This window comes from Candidatus Pantoea soli (assembly GCF_007833795.1).
GTDB classification, from domain to species: Bacteria; Pseudomonadota; Gammaproteobacteria; order Enterobacterales; family Enterobacteriaceae; genus Pantoea; species Pantoea soli.
In genome coordinates, this window is the sequence record NZ_CP032702.1 from 563,295 (window position 1) to 585,609 (window position 22,315).

Genomic DNA, 22,315 nt, shown 5'->3' on the forward strand with positions numbered 1-22,315 from the left:
GCGCAAAAGTGACACATATTTGCATTAAAAATCTTTGTTAAGCTTTACTGAATTAACTTCGTCTGCTAGCGGTGCGTTGTAATTTCGTCAGTGTTATGTAAACTTCCGTCAGGCATTAACAAATGGATGATGATTTTGCACTCGCGGGCAGGTTTTACCTGGCTCGTGCGGTAGCTATGATGTTTCCAGTCTTTTATATGTAGTTGATATATCTATATAAATAGCACGCCTGTAAGCAAATGCTGTAAGTTGTTGCTGTTATCTTCTTAATCGAAATCGATTAGTCAGTTTCACTGAACGTGATAGTTTTTGGACCAGGGATGGCATAAGAAAAGTTGGTTTGTTCCGCACAACACCCGCTTCGCTTAGCAGAAATTCGATCATGTTTCTGATCTTCAGCATGAAAATCAGATACCCCTTGTTATTTTCCCTGTCACAAAAACGCCGTCTGACATACTTAATTCAGGCTGATCATTTTTCCAGCGCAGAGTGCGCGCGGCAGCCAGCGGTTTTTACCGATTGCTTTCTTTACTGGTACTGAATCGCAGCCAGTGAAAACTGTATGCGCGATTCATTGTGCTGTTAACCGGCCTCCGGCCACTTTTAGGCATTAATGGAACTAAACATGAAGAAAATGGTGAACCTTCGCATCGCGTTGAGCCTGATGTTTGTTTTTGCTGTGGCGGGCTGTAAAGCGCCGCCGAAAATGACCGACGACACGATTGTCAACAGCACGGTGGAGGGTGTGACGTTCAGCCACCGCTATGCGGTGAAGCCGCCGGCGCAGTTCACACCGGTTAATGAGGCTTATCGCGCGCTTTATCCGGCTTCCATCATGACGCGCCCTGATTTCGGCGGCAAAGTCGTGGATACGCTGAAAAGCGGTGAAACCTACACCGTGATTGGTCAGGTTGAGAATAACTGGCTGGCGCTGGGCGATGCCGCGCAGGCTGCTGAGCCGCAGGACGATGCCGCGAAAAGCAGCGACAGCAAAACCGCTGCACCGCAAGCCGCTACTGCACGCCTGATTGGCTATGTGCCGTTCCGCGCCGTGGTGAAAAGCGAACTGTACGATCAGACCCTGAAAGCCGATCAGCCAAAGCGTCGCGCCCGCGCCAGCAGCAAAAAGAAAACCTGCGTGTCGGTGGATGGCGATAGCAAAGCCTGCCAGAACAGCAACAGCGGCACCTGGATCATTAATTAATCGCATGGAGCAGGGAGGGCGGAAGGATGATGACACTCACACGGCTGCGTTATGCATGGTTACCGTTGCTGGCACTGCTGCTGACCGCGTGCAGCAGCCACAGCCCGGAAGCCGTTGCACGTTATAACCTGCATTTTCAGGCGCATCCGCAGATCAACGGCGGCGCGCCGCTCAAGGTACGGGTGATGCTGCTGACTTCAGACGCGGAGTTTATGTCCGCCGATTTCTACTCCCTGCAAAATCAGCCGGCCACTGCCCTCGGCAGCACGCTGCTGAACAATCAGCAGTTTTTCCTGATGGCAGGCCAGCTGGATAAAACGCTCAATGCCAGAAGTCTGCCGGAAGCGCGCTATATCGGCATTATGGCCGAGTATCAGGCGCTGGACGGCAAAGTCTGGCGTCTGGCACTGCCGTTCCCGGAGGGTGAAAACAGCGCCTTCTGGCAGTTCTGGAAAAGCAACGACGGCGAGCTGAACGCCCGCATTGTGGCGGATATCAACGGCCTTCGCGTGGCGAAGCAGTAAAGGATGCCTATGAACAGAGCCGAAAAAGTCGTCTGGACTGAGGGGATGTTTTTACGCCCTCATCATTTTCAGCAATCAGAAAACTATCTGCACAGCACGCTGCGTGAGTGGGGCCAGTCACAGCGCGCCTACACCTGGGGCTTCTTTGAACTGGAGTTTGATGAGGCGTTGCTGCGTCAGGGCAAACTGGCGCTGAGTGCCGCCAGTGGCTGCCTGCCCGACGGCACGTTTTTCGCCTTCAGCCAGCCGCAGCACGGCCCCGCGCCACTGGACCTGCCCGCGAACGTCGACCGCAGCAAAGTGGTGCTGGCGATCCCGGCGCGCCGCAACGGCCGCGAGGCGGTAGCGTTTCAGGACGCGCAGGACTCCCTGGCGCGCTACCTTGCCTGGGAAGCCGAAGTGGAAGATGACAACGCGCAGGCGGTGGGCACCGCCACCGTCCAGTTTGGCAGGCTGCGACTGCGGCTGATGCTGGAACAGGATCTCACCGCAGAGTGGACCGCCATGGGCGTGGCGCAGGTGATTGAAAAGCGCAGCGATAACCACGTGCGTCTTGATAGCGACTACATCCCGCCGATGCTGAGCCTTAGCGGCAGCCGTCCGCTGCAAAGCCTGCTGAACGATTTGCACGGGCTGATTCAGCAGCGCAGCCAGCAGCTGAGCCAGCGCACGCCGGGCACCGGGCGTTTTAACAGCGCCGACATGGTGGATTTTATGCTGCTGGCCCTGCTGAACCGTCAGCTTGGTCTGCATGCGCATCTGCAACACCTGCCGCTGCTGCATCCGGAAACGCTGTACAGCCACTGGCTGCAGCTGGCAGCAGAACTCAGCACCTGGATGCCGGCCCGTACGCCGGATACCCTGCCGCTTTACGATCATGACGATCTGCACGGCTGTTTCAGCCGGCTGACGCTGCTGCTGCGCCAGGGGCTGTCACAGGTGATGGAAGAGAGTGCTATTCAGCTGCCGCTGACGCAGCGCTCCCACGGGCTGAATGTGGCCACCGTGCCGGAAAGCAGCATGGTGCGCGAGTTCTGGTTTGTGCTGGCAGTAAAAGCCAGCGTGCCTGCTGAGGCGCTGAAAACCCACTTCCCGGCGCAGATGAAAGTTGCGCCGGTAACCCGCATTCGCGATCTGGTACAGCTGCAGTTGCCCGGGCTGGCGATGAAAGCGATGCCGGGCGCACCGCCGCAAATTCCGTGGCATGCCGGTTACAGCTACTTTGAGCTGGATAAAAACAGCGAGCTGTGGAAAGAGATGGAGCGCTCCGGAGCGTTTGCGCTGCATCTGGCCGGTGAGTTTCCGGGCCTGAACATGGAGTTTTGGGCCATTCGTAGTCAGTCAGAATAATCAAAACTGAGCACGCCGCATGATGCAGGAACAACAGAAACTGAACAGTGACGTCACACAGCAGGATGTCAGCCATCAGAATGGACTGGTTGCGGCCGCAAACCCGCTCATCAATGCCATTCCGCAGATTCGCCACTCCGTGTCGCATGACGATCCGGCGCGGCTGCGTCAGCAACTGATCGACCAGATCCGCCGTTTTGAACTGCAGTGCCAGCAGGCGGGCCTGAGTTACGAAGTGATCGTCGGTGCCCGCTACTGTCTGTGTACCGCGCTGGACGAAGCCGCTGCGCTGACGCCGTGGGGCAGCCGTGGCGTCTGGACCAGCAATGGCTTGCTGGTGACATTCCACAATGAAACCTGGGGCGGTGAGAAGTTTTTCCAGCTGCTGGCGAAGCTGTCGCAAAACCCGCGCCAGCATATCCTGCTGCTGGAGCTGATCTACTTTTGCCTGCTGCTGGGCTTCGAAGGGCGCTATCGCGTGCTGGATAACGGCCGTTCGCAGCTGGAGACCATCAAACAGCGCCTGCTGCAGATGATCAAAAGCGTGCGCGGCAGTTACGCCGCAGCGCTGTCACCTCATCCTGCCGATCAGCCGGTGCTGCGCAAACTGTGGCGGCCGATGATCCCGCTGTGGGCCTGCGCGGCCGTGGCGGGCTTCGCTGCCTGCCTGTTCTATATCGTGCTCAACTGGCGGCTCGGCGATTACACCTCACCGGTGCTGGCCAGCATCTACCAGACAACACTGCCGGAAGTCCAGATTCGTAACCCAGCGCCACCGCCGCCGGCCACGCTTAACCTGAAAGCGTTCCTGAAACCGGAAATCGACGCCGGGCTGGTGGCGGTACGTGATGAAGCGGACCAGAGCGTCGTGACGCTGAAGGGGGACGGCCTGTTTGCTTCGGCGTCAACCGAAGTGCGCGGACGTTACGATGCGGTAATTCAGCGCATCGCCGCGGCAATGAACAACGTCAGCGGGAAAATTCTGGTGATTGGTTACAGCGACAACGTGCCGATCCGCAGCGCCCGTTTTGCTTCGAACTATGAACTCTCGCTGGCGCGTGCGCAGTCAGTGCAGATGCTGCTGCAACAGCAGCTGGCCGATCCGGCACGGGTGAAAGCCGAAGGGCGTGGCGAAAGCCATCCGCTGGTGCCGAACACCAGTGCAGAAAATCGTGCCCGCAACCGCCGCGTTGAAATTACGCTGCGGGTGGCACCGGACGCAACGCAAGCGGAACTTAACGGCCTGGCGAGAGGGAACTAATCCATGCTGAACATGCTTTTTGCGGTGCTCACCAGCCGCCTCGCGTGGGGCTTTGTGGGTATTACCGCACTCTCCTTTATCATCTGGGTGATTGGCCCGGTGTTCTCTATTGTTGATTCGCGTCCGCTTGAGCCGGAGCAGAATCGCATCATCAGTATTGCTCTGCTGTACCTGGTCTGGGGGTTAAGTCAGGCGATCCCGCGGCTGTATAATTTCTGGCTGAATCGCAAGCTCATGTCGAGCCTGGATGCCGGCAAAAGCGACGCGCCGGCGCAGGACCGCAAGCAACTGACCAATGAAGAGCAGGTACTGGCCAGCCGCTTTTCTGAAGCCACGGAACTGCTGAAAAAGGCGCATTTCCAGCGCAGCAGCGGTAAAGGCGCGCCGTTCTGGGCGCAGCGCTTCAGCCATCAGTATCTCTATCAACTGCCCTGGTACATGATCATCGGCGCACCCGGTGCCGGTAAAACCACCGCGCTGGTCAATTCCGGCCTGCAGTTCCCGCTGGCGGATAAGTTTGGCAAAGCGGCGCTGCGGGGCATTGGCGGCACGCGCAACTGCGACTGGTGGTTCACAAACGAAGCGGTTCTGCTGGATACCGCCGGCCGTTATACCACGCAGGAGAGCCAGCAGGAGCGCGATGCCAGCGAATGGCATCACTTCCTCGATCTGCTGCGCAAATACCGCGGACGTCAGCCGGTTAACGGCGTTATTGTCACTTTGAGCGTTTCCGATCTGCTCACGCAGTCACCGGAGGCGATGCGCAATCAGGCCATCGCTTTGCGCCAGCGGCTGATGGAGCTGCATGACCGGCTGGGTATTCGCTTCCCGGTGTATGTGCTGGTGACCAAAGCGGATCTGCTCAAAGGCTTCCGCAGCTATTTTGCTTCGCTGGATAAAACGCAGCGCGAACAAATCTGGGGCTTCACTTTCCCCTGGGCGCAGGCTTCAACAGCGGATTTCGAGCTTAACAGTCAGTTTCAGCAGGAGTATGCCCTGCTGCAGCAGCGGCTGGAGGCGGGGCTTGCTGATACGCTGCTGGCCGAAAGCGATGCGCAGTCGCGTGCGGAAAGCTATCTGTTCCCGCAGGAGTTCGCGGCGCTGCGGCCGCTGCTGGCGGATGCGCTGGATACGCTGTTTGCCCGTTCTGATTTCGAAACCCAGTTTGCACCACGCGGCATCTACTTCGCCAGCGGCACCCAGGAGGGTCTGCCGTTTGACCGCGTAATGGGCGAGCTGAGCCGTGCGCTGCATCTGCCGGGACAGCGTCCGGGTGAATCCGGCAGCTGGGATCAGGTGGATAAAGAGGCGCCTATCCCGCCGAACAAAGGCCAGAGCTTCTTCCTGAAGGGCGTGCTGGAAAACGTTATCTTCCAGGAAGCGGGGCTGGCGGGCAGTAACCGCTGGTGGGAACTGCGCAATCGTGCCGGCTTATGGTCAGGTTATCTGGCGCTGCTGGTACTGGTGCTGATTGCCGGTGCGCTATGGCTGACCAGCTACAGCAAAAACAAAGCGTATCTGCAGGAGATGGCAGGTAAAACGCCGCAGGTGGAACGGCTGGGCGCGCAGCTGCAGCGTGAAAGCAGCGGCGATCTGTTTGCGCTGGTGCCCTACCTGAATACGCTGCTGCAGCTGCCGAAAAGTGCAGATTTTTCGCTGGAGGATCCGCCGCTGACGCGCCGCATGGGGCTGTATCGCGGCACGGAAGTCAGTGATGCCACGCAGGCGCTGTACGATAAGGCGCTGAAACAGCTGCTGATGCCGCAGGTGGCGCAAAACATCACGCGCTGGCTGCGCAACGATAACGGCAGCGACGCTGATTACAGCTACGAAGCGCTGAAAGCCTACCAGATGCTGTATCAGCCGAAACATTACGACGGCAAATTCCTGCACGCCTGGCTGATGCTCAATATTTCCCGTGAGCTACCGCAGAATGTGACGCAGCAGGAAGTGAAGCAGCTGGCGTGGCATCTGCAGCAGCTGCTGGAGACGCAGATTCAGTCTTCTCCGTATGCGAAAGATGATGCGCTGGTAAAGCGCGAGCAGGCGCTGATTAACCAAATGCCGCTGTCTCAGCGCGTCTACGGACGCCTGAAACGCCTGCTGCAACGCGACGGCAGCCTGCAACCGGTTACGCTTTCGGCGCTGGGCGGGCCGCAGAGTGAACTGGTGTTCTCGCGTAAAAGTGGTAAATCGATAAACGAGGGTGTGCCGGGGTTGTTTACGCCGGACGGTTACTGGCAGCACGTGGATAAGCAAATCGCCCCGGTCACGCAGGCACTGTATCGCGATGATGCATGGGTGCTGGGCGCTGTCGCCACGCAGGAAAACAGCCAGCAGACCGATCTCGCGGTGCGGCAGCTCTATGTACAGGATTACATCCGCCAGTGGGAGCAGTTCCTCAGCGATATTCAGCTTAACAGCAGCGCCGATCTGTCACAGCGTATTAACACGGCGCGTCTGCTTTCCGGCACGCACTCGCCACTGCGCCAGCTGGTAATCAACCTGAGCAAACTGCTGACGCTGACCCAGGCCCAGCCAGACGACAAAACGCCGCCACCGCAATCCGCCAGCGATAACAGCGCCACCCGAACTCTCGAAGCGCTGTTCAGCAGCCCGGGTGCCCGGGCTGCCAGCGGGCAGGGCGCGGCACAGCAGGCACCGGAGCAGGCGGTCGCGCTGCACTTTGCGCCGCTTCTTGAACTGGCGCAGCCGCTGCAGCAGGGCAGTAAGGTGCTGGCGGTGGATGACTTCCTGCACCAGATTGACGATCTGTATCGCTATCTCACCGCGGTGCAGGACGCCGCCAATAGCGGCATGCCGCCTCCCGCAGGTGATGCCATCAGCCGCCTGCAGGCCAGCGCCGGTCGCCTGCCGGGATCGCTGCAGAATATGGTGTCGGGCATGGCGATAGGGGCCAGCAGTGATGCGCAGCGCCGGGATATGGACAACGTGCGCAAGCGCATCACCATGGAAGTGGGCAGCTTCTGTCGTCAGGCGATTGCCGGTCGCTATCCGCTGGTGCGCAGTGCCCGCAGTGAAGTGACCCCGGACGATCTGGCGCGTATGTTCGCCCCCGGCAGCGGGCTGATGGATAGCTTCTTCCGCGATAACCTCGCCAGTAAAGTGGATACCACCCGAACGGCGTGGCGTTTCACGCCGGGAATCGACGGCAAAACCCTGCCGGGTGGTGAAGCGTTACTGCGTCCGTTCCAGCAGGCGCAGGCGATTCGTGATGCGTTCTTTACCAGCGGTGCCACCACGCCATCATTCCGCGTCACGCTGCGCACCGTCAAAATGGACAACGATATCCTCAACATGACGCTGGACGTTGACGGTCAGCAACTGCGTTACAGCCACGGCCCACAGGCCGTGCAGATAGTGAGCTGGCCCGGCCCGGGCGGCACCAGCCAGGTGCGCATGCAGCTTGGACTGACCAATGGCACCACGTCTACGCTGGTCACCAGTGGCCCATGGGCGCTGAACCGTTTCTTTGATCGTGCACGCGTGACCTCCGTCGGCGGCTTAACGCGTGAAGCCAGCTTTAACGTGGATGGCCACCAGGTCACGCTGTCGTTTACGCCTGGCAGTATTCGTAATCCGTTCCAGCTTCCCGGCTTTAGTTGCCCCTGAAACAGGACCCGACAATGACTCATTACGCAGCGCCCGGCTGGTACGGCAAATTGCCCAGCTCGGGTGACTTTGTGAAGCGCCGTTTCCCTGATGTGCTTTACCGGCAATGGTCCGGCTGGTTTCAGATCGGCCTGCATCACTGGCAGAGCAGTGAAGAGAAGGAGAATGCCCCGGCGCGCGCATTTCTTAAAGCGCCGGTATGGAATTTTGTGGTACCGCCGATGCTCGGCAGCCAGCTGATTCAGATGGGCTGCCTGATTGCCGCACGCGATAGCGTAGGGCGTAACTATCCGCTGTGTGCGTTGCGCCATTACACGCCGGCGGAGTGGTCACCCGCGCTGCTGGCACGCTCAGGTGAGTGGTATCAGCAAATGGGTAATACCCTGCTGCGCGTGGTGCAAAACGGGGGGACGCCGGAACAGCTGGATCAGGCGCTGCTCAGCATTCCGCAACCGCAGCCGGTGCAGGGCGAACCGTCGGACATCCTGGATGTGATTGGCAATGGCGAATCCGCTCCGACGCTGAACTGGAAAGTGCCGGGCGAAAGTTTCGACCCGCAGTTCTACACCAGCTTCTGGTGGACGAACCAGAGTGATGGCTTTCCGCTTTATACGCAGGTGCACAGCGGCAACTTTACCGCTCAGCTGTTCTCCCTGCTGTTTGACCCGGCCGGCGGGGCGAAACCCGGACGAAACGGACTTTATCCCCCGATGTTTGAATCCTGAGACCTGAGCCCATGACAATGAATGCCGACGCGCTGCTGGCACCGGTCAGCAGTGACAATCCCTGCGGGGAAAACCTTGAATACCATGCTGACTTTCAGGCGATGGAACAGGCCAGTCAGGGCAAAGCCGAACAGCAGTTCGGCGATACCATCATCCCGGCCGAACCCGCCGACTGGAATAAAGTTGAGAAGCTGGCGATTGACCTGCTTGGCCGCAGCAAAGACCTGCGCGTGATGTTAGCACTTACTCACGCATGGACAGAGCTGCGTGGTCTGCCGGGTTATGCGCAGGGATTAAAACTGATTGAACAATCACTGCTGCTCTACTGGGAGCCGCTGTGGCCACGGCTGGAGGAGTTTGGCGAAACAGATCCCTTCTATCGCATCAACGCCGTGGCGCTGCTGGGAGATAAATCCGCGCTGACCAGCGCAGTGCGCCAGTCATGGCTGCTGCGCTACGCCTCGGACGGCATTACGCTGCGCGACGCAGCCGCGCTTTGTGACGGCAGTAAAACCGAGATCGCCGACTATCCCGGCGGGCTGGCACGCCTGACAGATGAACTGGCACGCGGCGAACAACCCGGTATTGAAGCGGTTTTACAGATAAGTGAGCGGTTGCAAACTATCTGTGAAACCCTGGCAGAACGTCTGGACGCCAGCGCGGTACCGGAACTGACGCAGCTGCGCAGGCAAATCGCTTTGATTGCTGAACGTTGTCAGGCAACGGATCTCAGCGCGCTGCAGGTTACGGTGTCCGCAGAGGGCGCTGACCAGCCGGCCGCCGCCGCGTCCGCCCCTGCGCCTGCCCGCGCCGTGCAGGACTGGCGCAGCGTGCAGATCGGCTCACGTGCCGACGCACAGCTGATGCTGGAGAAAGTAAAACAGTACTTCGCCCAGCATGAGCCCAGCCATCCGGCTCCGCTGATGATCGACCGCGTACAGCGGCTGATTGAACGTGACTTCATGGACATCATCCGCGATCTGGCCCCTGATGGCGTGCACCAGCTGGAAACCATCTTTGGACGCCGCGATTAAGCGAGCGTAACTCCTCAACGCAGCGAGACCTGCGCGCCTCCTGCGAGACTTTACCCGCGCATCATTAATGGAGAAAACCATGGCACCAACGAAATCCAGTGGGCAGAAGTTCATTGCCCGCAATCGCGCGCCTCGCGTTCAGATTGAATATGACGTGGAAATTTATGGCGCGGAACGCAAAATTCAGCTGCCGTTTGTGATGGGTGTAATGGCCGATCTGGTGGGGAAACCCCTGGAGCCGCAGGCCAGCATCGACGATCGCAAATTTATGGACATCGATATCGATAACTTCGATGAACGTATGAAAGCCCTGAAGCCCCGCGTTGCCTTCCAGGTGGATAATACCCTGAATGGCGAAGGCAAGCTGAACGTCGAGCTGACGTTTGAAAGCATGGATGATTTCTCGCCCGATGCGATTGCGCGCAAAGTTGAACCGCTGAGCAAGCTGCTGGAGGCGCGCACGCAGCTTTCCAACCTGCTGACATATATGGATGGCAAAAACGGCGCAGAAGAGCTGATTGGTAAAATCCTGCAGGATCCTACTCTGCTGCAGTCGCTGACGCATCTGCCAAATCAGGGCGATGCCGCCGAAGAGAAGGAGGAGCAATAATGGCGCAGACTTCACAGCAGCAACAGGCGCAGGGCGCTGCCAGCTTCAGCCAGGATGAACTGAGCGCACTGCTGAATAAAGAGTTTCGGCCAACCAGCGATCAGGCGCGTGAGGCAGTAGAGAGCGCGGTAAAAACGCTGGCGCAGCAGGCGCTGGAAAACACCGTTACCGTCTCCAGTGATACGTACCGCACCATTCAGGCGCTGATCGCGGAAATCGATGAGAAGCTGTCGCAGCAGATCAACCAGATCATTCATCATGAAGAGTTTCAGAAGCTGGAAAGCGCCTGGCGCGGCCTGAGCTATCTGGTTAACAACACCGAAACTGATGAGATGCTGAAAATCCGCTTTATGAGCATCTCCAAGCAGGAGCTGGGCCGGAACCTGAAGCGCTTCAAGGGCGCGGGCTGGGATCAGAGCCCGCTGTTCAAAAAAATCTACGAGCAGGAGTATGGTCAGTTCGGCGGCGAGCCGTTTGGCTGCCTCGTCGGGGATTACTATTTCGACCACAGCCCGCAGGATGTTGAGCTGCTGGGTGAGATGGCGCGCATCGGCGCGGCTGCGCACTGCCCGTTTATCACCGGTACCGCGCCGACAGTCATGCAGATGGAATCCTGGCAGGAGCTGGCAAACCCGCGCGACCTGACCAAAATTTTCCAGAACACCGAGTACGCTGCCTGGCGCAGCCTGCGTGAATCCGAAGATGCACGTTATCTCGGCCTGGTGATGCCGCGCTTCCTGGCGCGCCTGCCGTATGGTATCCGCACCAACCCGGTTGACAGCTTTGACTTTGAAGAGCAGACCGACGGCTCCGATCACAACGGCTACACCTGGAGCAATGCGGCCTACGCGATGGCGGCGAACATTAACCGCTCATTTAAAGAGTACGGCTGGTGCACCGCGATCCGCGGCGTGGAATCTGGTGGCGCGGTAGAAAACCTGCCTTGTCACACCTTCCCGAGCGATGATGGCGGCGTAGACATGAAGTGTCCGACCGAGATTGCTATCAGCGATCGCCGCGAAGCTGAGCTGGCGAAAAACGGCTTTATGCCGCTGGTACACCGCAAAAACTCCGACTTCGCCGCCTTTATCGGTGCGCAGTCGCTGCAGAAACCGGCTGAATATCATGATGCCGATGCCACCGCCAACGCGCGTCTGGCCGCGCGTCTGCCGTATCTGTTCGCCTGCTGCCGCTTTGCGCATTACCTGAAGTGCATCGTGCGTGACAAAATCGGCTCCTTCCGCGAGCGCGACGATATGGAACGCTGGCTGAATGACTGGGTAATGAGCTATGTCGATGGCGACCCGGCGAACTCCTCACAGGAGACTAAATCACGCAAGCCGCTGGCCGCAGCCGAAGTGAGCGTGGAAGAGCAGGAAGATAACCCGGGCTACTATGCAGCGAAATTCTTCCTGCGCCCGCACTATCAGCTGGAAGGCCTGACCGTTTCGCTGCGCCTGGTATCGAAACTGCCTTCACTCAAATCGAACGAGAACTGATTAATTGCATCAGGCCGTCATTTATGGCGGCCAGAATTCTCACAGAGTTTTGCAATTAACGTGCAGACGCGAAACGCAGATTTGCAAGCCGTCTCCACGTTTCGATATTGATATCGGGAAACTAAAGGATTCACTATTTTTTATTGCTCCATCCAGTGGGGCAATAAAAACACTCTGAATACACCATGTAGCAATATTCAGAAACCGAGGCAGAGGTAAAATATGGACTGTTTTATTCAGCCCCATGCTTTCCTGTTTGCCATAACGATGCTTTTTCAAAGCAGAACGTAAATCAAGCAAGAGAAGATAATTATGGCTATTGATATGTTTTTAAAAGTTGATGGTGTGACCGGCGAGTCTAAAGACTCCAACCACACCGGCTGGACCGACATCACCTCTTTTAGCTGGGGTGCAAATCAGCCTGGTAATATGGCGGTAGGTGGCGGCGGTGGTGCAGGTAAAGTGAATTTTAATGATTTACATATTACCGCTCTGATTGACAAGTCTACTACAGCTATTTTAAAAGCTTGCGCAAGTGGTAAGCACGTTAATAAGGTAGAAGTATCCATTTGTAAGGCGGGTGGTCAGCAGGTTGAATATACCCGTATTACCCTCGAAGATGTGCTTGTGACATCTGTTCAGTACACAGGTTCCGATAACGGCGATACTGTAGGGGTAACTTACGCGTTCCAGGCCGCTAAAGTGAAACAACAATACTGGGAGCAGAGTGCTTCTGGTGGCAAAGGTGCTGAGAGCAGCGCTGGCTGGGACATTAAGAGTAATAAAGAGGCTTAATGCCTGCGCCCCCGGATGGGGGCGTAGTTCTATGCGATTTCAATGCTGAATTAAGAGGGGTTTTTATGAGTACAATAAAAATAAGTCAGGGAGTTGGCATAAGGCAGCCTAACAAGTATCGTGATGTTAAAACCGTTCAGTCATTACTCAATGCGAACAGCATTGTGACATCTCCGGGTAATACACTAAAAGTTGATGGTTATGTTGGTGAAAAAAACAATTGCCAGAATAAAAGATTTTCAGGAAAAAGTTGTCAGGATGATAAACCCCGATGGCATTATCTCACCTCATGGCCCAACAATGCGCAGGTTATATGGTAATATTACACCAGTAAAAACCATTAAAATTAGTCTGGATACTACTTTATCTCAGGTAACTGACGAAATGTATGTCAGCATGGCGAAAGCACTAAACTGTGAGCCGGCAGCAATAAAGGCGGTGGTAATGTCTGAAAGCAGACAAAGTCCTTTTGATGCCTCGGGGCGTCCCACCATTTTGTATAAAAGACATTATTTTAGCCGTCTGACTAATCACCAATATGATAAAAGCCATCCGGATATTTCCGGCGAGGCATATGAAGTCTATGGCAAGTCTGGTGCACAATATGACAAGCTAAATAAAGCCATTGCGCTTGATCGAACGGCAGCGTTGCAATCAGCCTCCTGGAGTACTTTTCAGATAATGGGAAGTAATTACGCGACATCTGGCTATGCCAATGTCGAAGCCTTTGTACAGGGGATGAACACTATTTCTGGTCAGGTGTATGCTTTCGTTAACCATGTTTCTCATATACCCTCTTTACTAAATGCTATCCTCCCAAAAAACTGGGCCAGTTTTGCAAGGCACTATAATAGTGTAAACTATAAACGCAACAATTATGATGTTAAGTTATCGAGAAATTACGATTACGCACTGCACCATTAATTGAGAAATTTATGAAAAAAGGTGTTTTTACTTCATTTTTGCTATTATTAATGACCACTCATATCGCTGCTGCTTCTACTTTTTTATCCTTATCTAAACAAGATTCTTATAAAGAAAATATCTTTAATGAGGCTAAGAAACATGATTTAGCAAGAGTTGAACTTGATGAAGGTCAGACCTTTCAGTTGAACAGGAATGGAAAAATTCTGGGCACTCTTATTCAGGGGAAAGGATGGATAAAAGAGGTCCAGCCTGTTTGTTTCATTGGCTGGAGCAAAAATGGATCAAAAATTGACGCGTTTATATCAACGGTAGGGCAAGGAGACTGGGAAACATTAGGTTGCCATAAAGTTGATTCAGGCGGTTTGATATCTAAAAAAGATGACGAAAATGTGAAAATTGCGGTGGTTTACACTACCGAAGCCCCCGGTCGTTATAGTAATGCTTATTTTATTTTCGGAATCCCGCCTTTAGTCGAAAACCTTACTTATGATGAGAAGACGACGTTAAAGTTTCAAAATTCATATTTAAAAACAATTTCTGCTCTGCGGAAAAGCTATCAGAAATAAGGCTGAGTGGCTCAACTGAGCCACTCAGTTAAGCCAGTGTAGTTCATTTTACCAAGTTTTAATTCTAAGTGTTGGATGCGTATAATTCACCTTTCATCTGCGTTTTGCTTTGTATTAAGCATGTTTTTTACAACGTAATAATGCCAATGGGCCTGTTATTAAGGATGCGCATTCACTTTAAAAATAGCGTCAAAATCTTTATAAAAGTTAATCTGATTTAGAGTCAATTCAATGCACTGACAATTTTATACTTAACACTAGTATAGGTAATGAATCGAAGGGGTTTCGAGGATCTACTGTAGTAAAGATTGTGAACGGTGAAAGCAATGATGATCTTGATACCGCCTGAAAAGCATGGAATAAGATTTATTTTTCTGACACGGTTGTTAAAATGAAATGGATCCCGCTTTTTTTTATAGTGTTCGCAGCTTCAGGTCAGATGGCCGTCTCCAGCGAAGTGGTTAAAAACGGAACACTACAGGCATACTGGTTGCCTCACTGGCATAACAATGTTAACTCTCCGGAACTCCTGCTGCGATTTAGTACGGATCAAAAAAACAGCGCAGCCATAATTATTAATATCAGTGGAGTAGATAAAATAAAGAATTTTATTGCTAAGGAGTTCTCTTACATTCCTGATGAATTCTTTAAATATAAAGAAGGTCACGTCGAACAATACGGCAGTTTAAAATTCAGTGGCCTCTTTTCCACAAAAGAATGTGATGCGCGTATTTATCAGGCGACGCTGATTAGCTTCACAACACAGCAGACGAAAAAAAACTTTACGGATAACGGTTGTGATAATTATCCATGGTTAATCACTATGATGTTACGAGATGGGATTCAGCAGGCTGAGCTCCATAGCGAGCCATTGCCGGACAGTGAAAAGGTCGCTGTGATTTCTTCACAAACGCCCCTTGTTAAAGTCAGAACGGTTAATCAGGACTGGTTTTATGTAGCCAACTACGATGAGAGCCAGCCGGAGTTGACTGGAAAAACGGCAGGATATATTCAGTCTACATTCCTTGAGCCTGTAAACTAATATATATGTCGATGGCGACCCGGCGAATTCCTCACAGGAGACCAAATCACGCAAGCCGCTGGCCGCAGCCGAAGTGAGCGTGGAAGAGCAGGAAGATAACCCGGGCTACTATGCAGCGAAATTCTTCCTGCGTCCGCACTATCAGCTGGAAGGCCTGACCGTTTCGCTGCGCCTGGTATCGAAACTGCCTTCACTCAAATCGAACGAGAACTGATTAATTGCATCAGGCCGCCATTTATGGCGGCCAGAATTCTCACAGAGTTTTGCAATTAACGTGCAGACGCGAAACGCAGATTTGCAAGCCGTCTCCACGTTTCGATATTGATATCGGGAAACTAAAGGATTCACTATTTTTTATTGCTCCATCCAGTGGGACAATAAAAACACTCTGAATACACCATGTAGCAATATACAGAAACCGAGGCAGAGGTAAAATATGGACTGTTTTATTCAGCCCCATGCTTTCCTGTTTGCCATAACGATGCTTTTTCAAAACAGAACGTAAATCAAGCAAGAGAAGATAATTATGGCTATTGATATGTTTTTAAAAGTTGACGGCGTGACCGGCGAGTCTAAAGACTCCAACCACACCGGCTGGACCGACATCACCTCTTTTAGCTGGGGTGCTAACCAGCCGGGTAATATGTCTGTTGGCGGCGGCGGTGGTGCAGGTAAAGTCAACTTTGCTGATCTGAGTGTTGATGCTTTAATTGACAAATCCACAACCGCAATACTCAAATATTGCGCAAGCGGTAAGCATTTATCTAAAGTGGAACTTTCTGTATGTAAAGCGGGTGGGCAGCAAGTTGAATATGCTCGTATTACATTAGAGGATGTTTTAGTTACGGCGGTAAATTACACAGGTTCAGACAGTGGCGACACTGTGGGAATCACTTATACTTTCCAAGCCTCGAAAGTGAAACAGCAGTACTGGGAGCAAACCTCATCGGGCGGCAAGGGCGCTGAAAGCAGTGCAGGTTGGAACATTAAAGAAAACCGAGAGGCTTAATTAATTTAATTAGGGCGATATAATATCGCCCTAATTAAATTTAGATTATAAGGATATGACTATGGGTATTTATAATTCAGTCGGGGTGCGTGGTATTAACGATCCGCGTGACGTTAAAATAATTCAGGCACTAATAAATAAAAAGCTGTCAGTCAAATTAAGAGAAGATGGTATATGTGGTCCTAAAACTGTTCATTTTATTATGGCTATTCAAAAACAGTTCATGAGCCGTCCAGACGGAAAAGTTGATGCTAATGGTAAAACCTTTAAGATTATTTCTATGGAAGATACCAGCCAAAATATCGTCACAACTAGTGAACCAGAAAAATACTTGAATGTTACAGGTAATCTTTTCGTCAGATTTGGCCAGGTAACTTTTAATGCAGAAGGTAACGATATAAAAGGTAGCCAATTTTTTAGTAGGGTTATTCATTGGCCGCCCACATCTTTATCTGGCGTAACTATTGGTCGTGGTTATGATATCGGCAGTCGTACGGAAAACGATACTTATCGTGATCTTGTGAGTTCAGGTGTACCTGAAAGTCAGGCAAGAATGATTGCCGCTGGTTCAGGTCTTAAAGGTGGACAAGCAAAGATTTTTGTAAATGATAACAGAGAGTTAATTGGTGAGATTAGCCATTCAATGCAGAAAAATCTTTTTGAATTAATCTATCCTTTATATGTTCAGCGTGCTTCAAATAATTACAACTATTGGACGAAGTCATGCAAAGATGCAGTGAGTTGGAATCAGCTTAGATCACCAATAAGAGATGTACTCGTGGATTTTGTTTATCAGGGCTTTACAAAAGGTGGTAAGCCTATGAAGGCAGGTATGCATAATGATACAAATGAGCTAATAACTTATATACAAAATAGCTCAGTTATGCAATCGTATGAAAAAGGGCGCCAGCGCGTAAACTATCTTAAGCAGAAAGGATGAATTTAATGAAGGTTTTTTTGTTTTCAATAAGCATTTTAGCAGCATCATTGCCATCGTTTGCTCAGGGCAATTGTGACAGTGCTGTTAGCGATGCTGAAATTAATGCATGTTATAGTTTAGATAAAACTAATGCTGAGAATAAATTGAATAATGAGTACTCAGAAGCCAAAAAAAGAATCAATAAAGAATACTCATCTTCCAGTTCAGATATGGAAAATTATAATAAAATTTTGATTGAGTCGCAACGTGGATGGCTTAAATACAGAGATGGCCAATGTGAGCTGGAGTCATATCTTGCTGAGAAAGGAACGATTACTCATGATACTTTATATAATAGGTGTATAGCTCGTATTGATGAGGCACGTACCAGTCAACTTAAATCGATGCCTTACGAATGATAATGCAATCGTTATAATAAATGGCTCATAACACAATGAGCCATTGCGATAACTATTCAATAGTTAGCTTGCAAAATAAATTTATCTCTAATAACATTTAATTATGAATGGTAAGGTAGTATTAGTTTTTAAACGTAAAGCATTCGAAATGATATGGAAGTTGGCGGTTAGCTGATAGGATGCACATTGGATAAAATTTTATGAATTTTCCTGATGCTTTAATTTTTCTATCTGTATTTTCTTTTCTTTTATCTATCGTTTTACAAATTTCTGGCTATGTGATCTTTAGAAGAAATATCAGGAAATTCGAAGTTATTTTGTCTGAATTTCGACAGAGAAATCTTCAGCTAGACATCACGACGAACATTTCATCTTACTTTAGCGCATCCTTTCATCCGCTTAAAATAGCTTATTTTGCTTATCTTTATAAAGGTGTCATGCACTATCATAAAAGGAATGAAAGGGTAAACAAGGAAACCTATGATTTTATTCAGTCCCTGCCTAAAGAAAAAATAAACTGGTTGCTGCGTCTGCATACTTTAAACCTGGTTACTGCTTTTTTCATGATTGGGGGAGGCGTGGGGTTTATAATCTGGAGGAACTATTATAGTTAATCAGTCGCAGCATCTGTGATGGACATAGCTCCTGAAGCTGGGACAGTCATGATTATGGAAAACTACTGTGGACCTGTTACTCGCAATATCAGCTGCTTTGATAGGCTCGGGCTGCATATTTGCAAATATGGGCATTCATCCTGTTCAAGAGTAACCAGCGGAAATTTTATTTTATAATGATACTTTAATTTATAAGTGGACGCACTGATTTCTTCAGGATGCTGAATGAATTTTTCAGAATTATATATGTCTGCTTTCATTGTTAATATTGAATGAATCAGTTGTCGCTACATCCCAGCTAATCGTCTCGAACCGGTCTACTGACACAGCGCCACGCACATATTGTAGCGGCGCGTTTCATCGGGCAATACATTGTGACGCTACAAAATTGCAATCATTTCTAAGCCAACGAAAATTCTTAATGACAAATATGACACAGCGCATCGCGCTTTAAAGCACAGCATCAATCACCTTATATCGCTCATAGCATCGTCACACCCGCTTCCTATACCCCGCCTCTTTTCCGCAGAGATGCGCAGTATAGATGCCGAACCGCTAACCGCAGGAACCCGTTATGCGCTTTACGATAATAACGACTAAACCCGGCCACCAGCCGCCGCAAACCCGCTGTGACTTTCTTCCGCCAGGCGGCACCATTGGCCGCGGCGTGGATAATAATCTGGTTTTACCCGATGACGATCGCACCATTTCCCGTCTGCAGGCGATTGTGCACATCACGGCGGACGGTGAATGCCGCCTTACTAACCGTGGCAACGTGACGCGCGTGCTGCTTAATGACATCCCGCTGGAGCGGGGGCGTCAGGTTGAGCTGCAGGATGGGGATGTGCTGGGCATTGACGATTATCGGCTGCTGGTTAACGACCTGAACAGTGCGCAGCAACCGCAGGCTGCACCCGTCGCGCCGCAGCCCGCCGTGAAACCGGCCGTGGTTGTGGATGAGATGCCGCAGGAAAAAAGCGGCGGTACTGCCGCGATTCCGAGCGAGATCTGGGACAGTCTGGCCAAAGAGTTTTCGATCTCTGACGATCTCTCCCGGCGTAAAGCTGCTGCCATCGATCTGCCGGAAGCGCATCCGCTTACGGCCCCTGCGGCGGCGGATCGCAATCCGGAAGATCCGCTGGCCCAGCTGGTAAACGACGCGCCGCTGGATATCGGTCAGCAGCCGAAAAACAGCAGCCTGTTTGATGAAGAAGATGCGCTGTTTGCGGAAGAAAGCATCTTTGACGATCGCACTCCCAGCACGCTGTCGGCGCAGCAGAATGCCGCCGCGCAGCCGCAGGTCGGAAGTGACACCACAGAACTCGATCCGCTCAGCCTGTTTGGCAGCCAGAGCAGCAGCGATGTGCGCAACCACGACGATCCGCTCGGCCTGATGATGGGCAATGCGGTTCCGCTGGCGCAGCCGGCGATCGCTCCGGCACAGAAGGTACCACCGCAACCCGTCGCTCAGCCGGAAACGCAAAGTGAACAGTCGTCGGAGACGTCTCCGGTCGGGCTGGCAGATCTCAGCAGTTCGCCCCTGTTTGATGACACCGAAACCCAGGCCACGTCGCCGCTGAGCGAACCGCAGATAGAGCAGCCGGAGGCGGTAGCACCGCAGATGGATTACGGTGGCATTACGCTGCCCACGCCCCAGGCCGTACAGCGCACGCCATCGCCGACGCCGAAAGGGCGCCTGCGTATCGATCCGGTAGCCTCCAGCCAGAGCAGCGCACCGGCCACTGGCAACGCCGGCGGCCAGAGCAGCGGTGATCAGCTGAAAGGGGAACTGCTGGATGCCCTGCTGGAAGGCATGGGGCTGCGCGATCTGCAGCCGACGCCGCAGTTTGATCGCGAACAGATGCTGCAGTTTGGCCAGATGCTCAGCATGTTCTCACAGGGCACGGTGGCACTGCTGTCGTCCCGCTCGATTCTCAAGCGCGGCGTCAAGGCGGACATGACGGTAATCCTTGATGATGCCAATAACCCGTTCAAGCTGCTGCCGTCCGGCAAAACGGTGCTGATGCAGATGTTTGGCAGCCGTATGCCGGGCTTCATGCCGCCGCGCCAGGCGGTACGGGATGCGCTGATCGATCTGCAGGCCCACCAGCTGGGGATGATCGCTGGGATCCGCGCCATCATCGCTTCCATGCTGCAGTCCTTTAATCCCGAGCAGCTTGAAGAGGAAGCCCGCCAGGCCGGATCGGTGTCACGGCTGGGCCTGCCGGGCAGCCGTAAAGCCGCGCTATGGGAACATTTTGTCGAGCGCTATGGCGAAACCGCCGGCGAAATTGAAGACGATTTCCACACGCTGTTCGGTGAAGCATTCCTGCATGCCTATGACCTGGAAGTTAATCAGTACAAAGACTCACAAACCCACACGGATGACGCATGAATATCACTATTGCTTCCACGTCGAATCAGGGCGACCGCGCCAGCAATCAGGATCAGACCGGTGATGTCATCGGTGAACGCTCAGCCTGCTTCGTGGTGTGTGACGGCGTGGCAGGCTTTCCCGGCGGCGATGTCGCAGCAAAGATTGCGCGCAGCAGCCTGATGGCGGCCTTTGATGGCAACGCGCATCTGAATGCGCAGTCCATCCGCGATTATGTTAATCACGCCAACCATTCCATCCGGCAGCAGCAGAAAGTCAGCAGCGAGCACAGCCGCATGGGCACCACGCTGGTCAGTTTGTTTATCGATCGTGATTACGGCCTGGCCTACTGGGCGCACGCCGGAGACAGCCGGCTCTACCTGTTTCGCCGCGGCTATCTCTATCACGTCACCACCGATCACAGCCTGGTGCAGCAGATGAAAGATGCCGGGCATCAGACGGAAGGTATTAACAGCAACATCCTCTACTTTGCGCTCGGTATGGGGGATGAACAGCGTGACGCCAGCTACAGCGACGTGGTGGAAATTGAGGATGGCGATGCGTTTCTGCTGTGTACCGACGGCTTCTGGCACGGTGTCACGCTGGAGCAGATGCAGCAGTCACTGCACATGGTAAACACGCCGGACGAGTGGCTGACCCTGATGCAGCAAATCATTAAAAACGGGCAGCCGGAAAACGGCCAGCAGGATAACTTCAGCGCGCTGGCCGTCTGGGTTGGATCACCGCAGGACACCACCTTACTGCACTCGCTGTCCGAAGCGGCGCAGTTTTTCCCTCTTCGAGATTGAGAACACCAACATGAAACATGGATTACTGGGTCTGGCTGCGCTGCTGCTCAGCACTCATGCCTTCGCTGAGAACTACCGCATCGTGCAGTCCCCGACACAGAAACTGGATGTCTGGATTGATGATGTCAAAGATAACCAGCTGGCGAGCTGGTGTAAGCGTCAGGTTGATTTACGTATCGTCACGCAGGGTGAAAAAAATGTCGCCGCGCTGGAGGATTTCCTGCCGCGCGTCGCCGGGCTGATGGCTTCGCAGTGTAAATCGCTGCAGCAGCTGACCTGGGTACTGAATGACGAAGCGGGCAGCGCCATTGCCCACGGCAGCGCTGCCAAAGCCCGGCAGTGGCAGACCGAGGTTGCACCAGCTCCGGCGCAGGCCGTGCCGGTGACAGCCGCGGCAGAACCTGCGGCACCGGTGCTGAACTCGCCGCAGGCCGATACCACGCCGTGGCTGCAGTTCAGCCTGCTGGACGGATGCCACTTCCGCACCTGGTGGCCGCAGCCGGCACCGGCCAGCGCGCTGTTTGTCCCTTCGGCCCAGGGGATCAGCTGCGGTCAGGATGGCTGGCTGACCGGGCACAGCAGCCTGACACAGCTGGGCAGCGGGGCGGCGAAGAGCGTCGATGTCACCTTCCTGCAGGGCTTTCCGGTGGCTGGCCTGAGCAGTAAGCAGCAAACCGCTGAACTCAGCATCACTACCGTTAACCGCGAGCGCATGGTCGTGAGCAATGAAAAATCGCCGGACAGCTGGCTGGTGCTGCCGTTCAGCAATCAGTTCAACGGCTGGCAGGCACCCAATCAGGTGGTGGTGCAGATGCCCGCCAGCGATGCTGCTGACGACAGCGCTCTGCGTGCACGTCTGCAGGAGGTGCGTAAGGTGTGGACGCCGTGGCTGAACGGTAAAACGCCGCTGCGCGTGCTGCTGGTTGAGCAGTTGCATCCGGAGCGCAAAGATCCCGCCGTGGCGGTTTACCGAACCGTTAACTAACGCATAAGGAGCTTGC

20 protein-coding genes and 1 pseudogene are annotated in these 22,315 nt (G+C 53.3%); all 21 read left to right on the top strand.

The features are described 5' to 3' along the window. Nucleotides 1-613 precede the first annotated feature (613 nt). The 21 genes and pseudogenes from D8B20_RS02575 (at nucleotide 614) to D8B20_RS02675 (ending at nucleotide 22,299) form a co-directional block, all read left to right on the top strand. Nucleotides 614-1,204: an SH3 domain-containing protein gene (locus tag D8B20_RS02575; protein WP_145886847.1), complete on the top strand. Its 591-nt coding sequence runs from the start codon at nucleotides 614-616 to the stop codon at nucleotides 1,202-1,204. 26 nt (nucleotides 1,205-1,230) lie between these two features. After that, nucleotides 1,231-1,728: a type VI secretion system lipoprotein TssJ gene (tssJ, locus tag D8B20_RS02580; RefSeq protein ID WP_145886849.1), complete on the top strand. Its 498-nt coding sequence runs from the start codon at nucleotides 1,231-1,233 to the stop codon at nucleotides 1,726-1,728. A 9-nt stretch (nucleotides 1,729-1,737) separates the two neighbouring features. Beyond that, nucleotides 1,738-3,078, top strand: coding sequence for a type VI secretion system baseplate subunit TssK (tssK, locus tag D8B20_RS02585; protein WP_145886851.1), 1,341 nt, complete (start codon nucleotides 1,738-1,740; stop codon nucleotides 3,076-3,078). 19 nt (nucleotides 3,079-3,097) lie between these two features. Next, nucleotides 3,098-4,339: a DotU family type VI secretion system protein gene (locus D8B20_RS02590; RefSeq protein ID WP_145886853.1), complete on the top strand. Its 1,242-nt coding sequence runs from the start codon at nucleotides 3,098-3,100 to the stop codon at nucleotides 4,337-4,339. Nucleotides 4,340-4,342: 3 nt separating this feature from the next. Then, the gene (tssM, locus tag D8B20_RS02595; protein ID WP_145886855.1) at nucleotides 4,343-7,972 is read left to right on the top strand and encodes a type VI secretion system membrane subunit TssM; all 3,630 of its coding nucleotides are present in this window, start codon (nucleotides 4,343-4,345) and stop codon (nucleotides 7,970-7,972) included. Between the two features lie 14 nt (nucleotides 7,973-7,986). Beyond that, nucleotides 7,987-8,697: a type VI secretion system-associated protein TagF gene (gene tagF, locus D8B20_RS02600; protein ID WP_145886857.1), complete on the top strand. Its 711-nt coding sequence runs from the start codon at nucleotides 7,987-7,989 to the stop codon at nucleotides 8,695-8,697. 17 nt (nucleotides 8,698-8,714) lie between these two features. After that, complete coding sequence (gene tssA, locus D8B20_RS02605; RefSeq protein WP_145890350.1) at nucleotides 8,715-9,731, top strand: type VI secretion system protein TssA; 1,017 nt, start codon at nucleotides 8,715-8,717, stop codon at nucleotides 9,729-9,731. 79 nt (nucleotides 9,732-9,810) lie between these two features. Further along, nucleotides 9,811-10,341: a type VI secretion system contractile sheath small subunit gene (gene tssB / locus D8B20_RS02610; RefSeq protein WP_145886859.1), complete on the top strand. Its 531-nt coding sequence runs from the start codon at nucleotides 9,811-9,813 to the stop codon at nucleotides 10,339-10,341. Next, a complete protein-coding gene (gene tssC, locus D8B20_RS02615) occupies nucleotides 10,341-11,840 on the top strand; it encodes a type VI secretion system contractile sheath large subunit (RefSeq protein ID WP_145886861.1) in 1,500 nt (499 codons plus the stop codon). The genes tssB and tssC overlap by 1 nt, the downstream gene beginning before the upstream one ends. 312 nt (nucleotides 11,841-12,152) lie before the next feature. Continuing rightward, nucleotides 12,153-12,635 carry an Hcp family type VI secretion system effector gene (locus D8B20_RS02620; RefSeq protein WP_145886864.1) on the top strand — a complete coding sequence of 161 codons (483 nt, stop codon included), beginning with the start codon at nucleotides 12,153-12,155 and terminating at the stop codon, nucleotides 12,633-12,635. Nucleotides 12,636-12,842: 207 nt separating this feature from the next. After that, entirely contained in the window at nucleotides 12,843-13,559 is a 717-nt protein-coding gene (locus D8B20_RS02625; protein WP_261388050.1) for an N-acetylmuramidase family protein, read from the top strand. Between the two features lie 11 nt (nucleotides 13,560-13,570). Next, nucleotides 13,571-14,128 (top strand): hypothetical protein, encoded by a 558-nt coding sequence (locus tag D8B20_RS02630; protein WP_145886866.1) that lies wholly within the window; start codon nucleotides 13,571-13,573, stop codon nucleotides 14,126-14,128. Nucleotides 14,129-14,519: 391 nt separating this feature from the next. After that, complete coding sequence (locus tag D8B20_RS02635; protein WP_145886868.1) at nucleotides 14,520-15,170, top strand: hypothetical protein; 651 nt, start codon at nucleotides 14,520-14,522, stop codon at nucleotides 15,168-15,170. A gap of 4 nt (nucleotides 15,171-15,174) precedes the next feature. Further along, nucleotides 15,175-15,384: pseudogene (locus D8B20_RS02640) on the top strand (type VI secretion system contractile sheath large subunit); the annotation flags it as partial. A 312-nt stretch (nucleotides 15,385-15,696) separates the two neighbouring features. Beyond that, nucleotides 15,697-16,179, top strand: coding sequence for an Hcp family type VI secretion system effector (locus tag D8B20_RS02645; RefSeq protein WP_145886870.1), 483 nt, complete (start codon nucleotides 15,697-15,699; stop codon nucleotides 16,177-16,179). Nucleotides 16,180-16,240: 61 nt separating this feature from the next. After that, the gene (locus D8B20_RS02650) at nucleotides 16,241-17,119 is read left to right on the top strand and encodes a DUF8812 domain-containing protein (RefSeq protein WP_186454395.1); all 879 of its coding nucleotides are present in this window, start codon (nucleotides 16,241-16,243) and stop codon (nucleotides 17,117-17,119) included. Nucleotides 17,120-17,124: 5 nt separating this feature from the next. Next, nucleotides 17,125-17,517, top strand: coding sequence for a lysozyme inhibitor LprI family protein (locus D8B20_RS02655; protein ID WP_186454396.1), 393 nt, complete (start codon nucleotides 17,125-17,127; stop codon nucleotides 17,515-17,517). Nucleotides 17,518-17,717: 200 nt separating this feature from the next. Next, on the top strand, nucleotides 17,718-18,131 hold the full coding sequence (locus tag D8B20_RS02660; RefSeq protein ID WP_145886875.1) for a hypothetical protein: 414 nt from the start codon (nucleotides 17,718-17,720) through the stop codon (nucleotides 18,129-18,131). Nucleotides 18,132-18,705: 574 nt separating this feature from the next. Further along, the gene (gene tagH / locus D8B20_RS02665; protein WP_145886877.1) at nucleotides 18,706-20,526 is read left to right on the top strand and encodes a type VI secretion system-associated FHA domain protein TagH; all 1,821 of its coding nucleotides are present in this window, start codon (nucleotides 18,706-18,708) and stop codon (nucleotides 20,524-20,526) included. Next, a complete protein-coding gene (locus tag D8B20_RS02670; RefSeq protein WP_145886880.1) occupies nucleotides 20,523-21,314 on the top strand; it encodes a PP2C family protein-serine/threonine phosphatase in 792 nt (263 codons plus the stop codon). The genes tagH and D8B20_RS02670 overlap by 4 nt, the downstream gene beginning before the upstream one ends. 10 nt (nucleotides 21,315-21,324) lie before the next feature. After that, nucleotides 21,325-22,299, top strand: coding sequence for a hypothetical protein (locus D8B20_RS02675; protein WP_145886882.1), 975 nt, complete (start codon nucleotides 21,325-21,327; stop codon nucleotides 22,297-22,299). Nucleotides 22,300-22,315: the final 16 nt, after the last annotated feature.

Excerpts from the sequence above, each read along its gene's own strand:
- D8B20_RS02575 (WP_145886847.1), top strand. The coding sequence starts at position 614 with ATGGAACTAAACATGAAGAAAATGGTGAACCTTCGCATCGCGTTGAGC.
- tssJ (WP_145886849.1), top strand. The coding sequence starts at position 1,231 with ATGATGACACTCACACGGCTGCGTTATGCATGGTTACCGTTGCTGGCA.
- tssK (WP_145886851.1), top strand. The coding sequence starts at position 1,738 with ATGAACAGAGCCGAAAAAGTCGTCTGGACTGAGGGGATGTTTTTACGC.
- D8B20_RS02590 (WP_145886853.1), top strand. The coding sequence starts at position 3,098 with ATGATGCAGGAACAACAGAAACTGAACAGTGACGTCACACAGCAGGAT.
- tssM (WP_145886855.1), top strand. The coding sequence starts at position 4,343 with ATGCTGAACATGCTTTTTGCGGTGCTCACCAGCCGCCTCGCGTGGGGC.
- tagF (WP_145886857.1), top strand. The coding sequence starts at position 7,987 with ATGACTCATTACGCAGCGCCCGGCTGGTACGGCAAATTGCCCAGCTCG.
- tssA (WP_145890350.1), top strand. The coding sequence starts at position 8,715 with ATGAATGCCGACGCGCTGCTGGCACCGGTCAGCAGTGACAATCCCTGC.
- tssB (WP_145886859.1), top strand. The coding sequence starts at position 9,811 with ATGGCACCAACGAAATCCAGTGGGCAGAAGTTCATTGCCCGCAATCGC.
- tssC (WP_145886861.1), top strand. The coding sequence starts at position 10,341 with ATGGCGCAGACTTCACAGCAGCAACAGGCGCAGGGCGCTGCCAGCTTC.
- D8B20_RS02620 (WP_145886864.1), top strand. The coding sequence starts at position 12,153 with ATGGCTATTGATATGTTTTTAAAAGTTGATGGTGTGACCGGCGAGTCT.
- D8B20_RS02630 (WP_145886866.1), top strand. The coding sequence starts at position 13,571 with ATGAAAAAAGGTGTTTTTACTTCATTTTTGCTATTATTAATGACCACT.
- D8B20_RS02635 (WP_145886868.1), top strand. The coding sequence starts at position 14,520 with ATGAAATGGATCCCGCTTTTTTTTATAGTGTTCGCAGCTTCAGGTCAG.
- D8B20_RS02645 (WP_145886870.1), top strand. The coding sequence starts at position 15,697 with ATGGCTATTGATATGTTTTTAAAAGTTGACGGCGTGACCGGCGAGTCT.
- D8B20_RS02650 (WP_186454395.1), top strand. The coding sequence starts at position 16,241 with ATGGGTATTTATAATTCAGTCGGGGTGCGTGGTATTAACGATCCGCGT.
- D8B20_RS02655 (WP_186454396.1), top strand. The coding sequence starts at position 17,125 with ATGAAGGTTTTTTTGTTTTCAATAAGCATTTTAGCAGCATCATTGCCA.
- D8B20_RS02660 (WP_145886875.1), top strand. The coding sequence starts at position 17,718 with ATGAATTTTCCTGATGCTTTAATTTTTCTATCTGTATTTTCTTTTCTT.
- tagH (WP_145886877.1), top strand. The coding sequence starts at position 18,706 with ATGCGCTTTACGATAATAACGACTAAACCCGGCCACCAGCCGCCGCAA.
- D8B20_RS02670 (WP_145886880.1), top strand. The coding sequence starts at position 20,523 with ATGAATATCACTATTGCTTCCACGTCGAATCAGGGCGACCGCGCCAGC.
- D8B20_RS02675 (WP_145886882.1), top strand. The coding sequence starts at position 21,325 with ATGAAACATGGATTACTGGGTCTGGCTGCGCTGCTGCTCAGCACTCAT.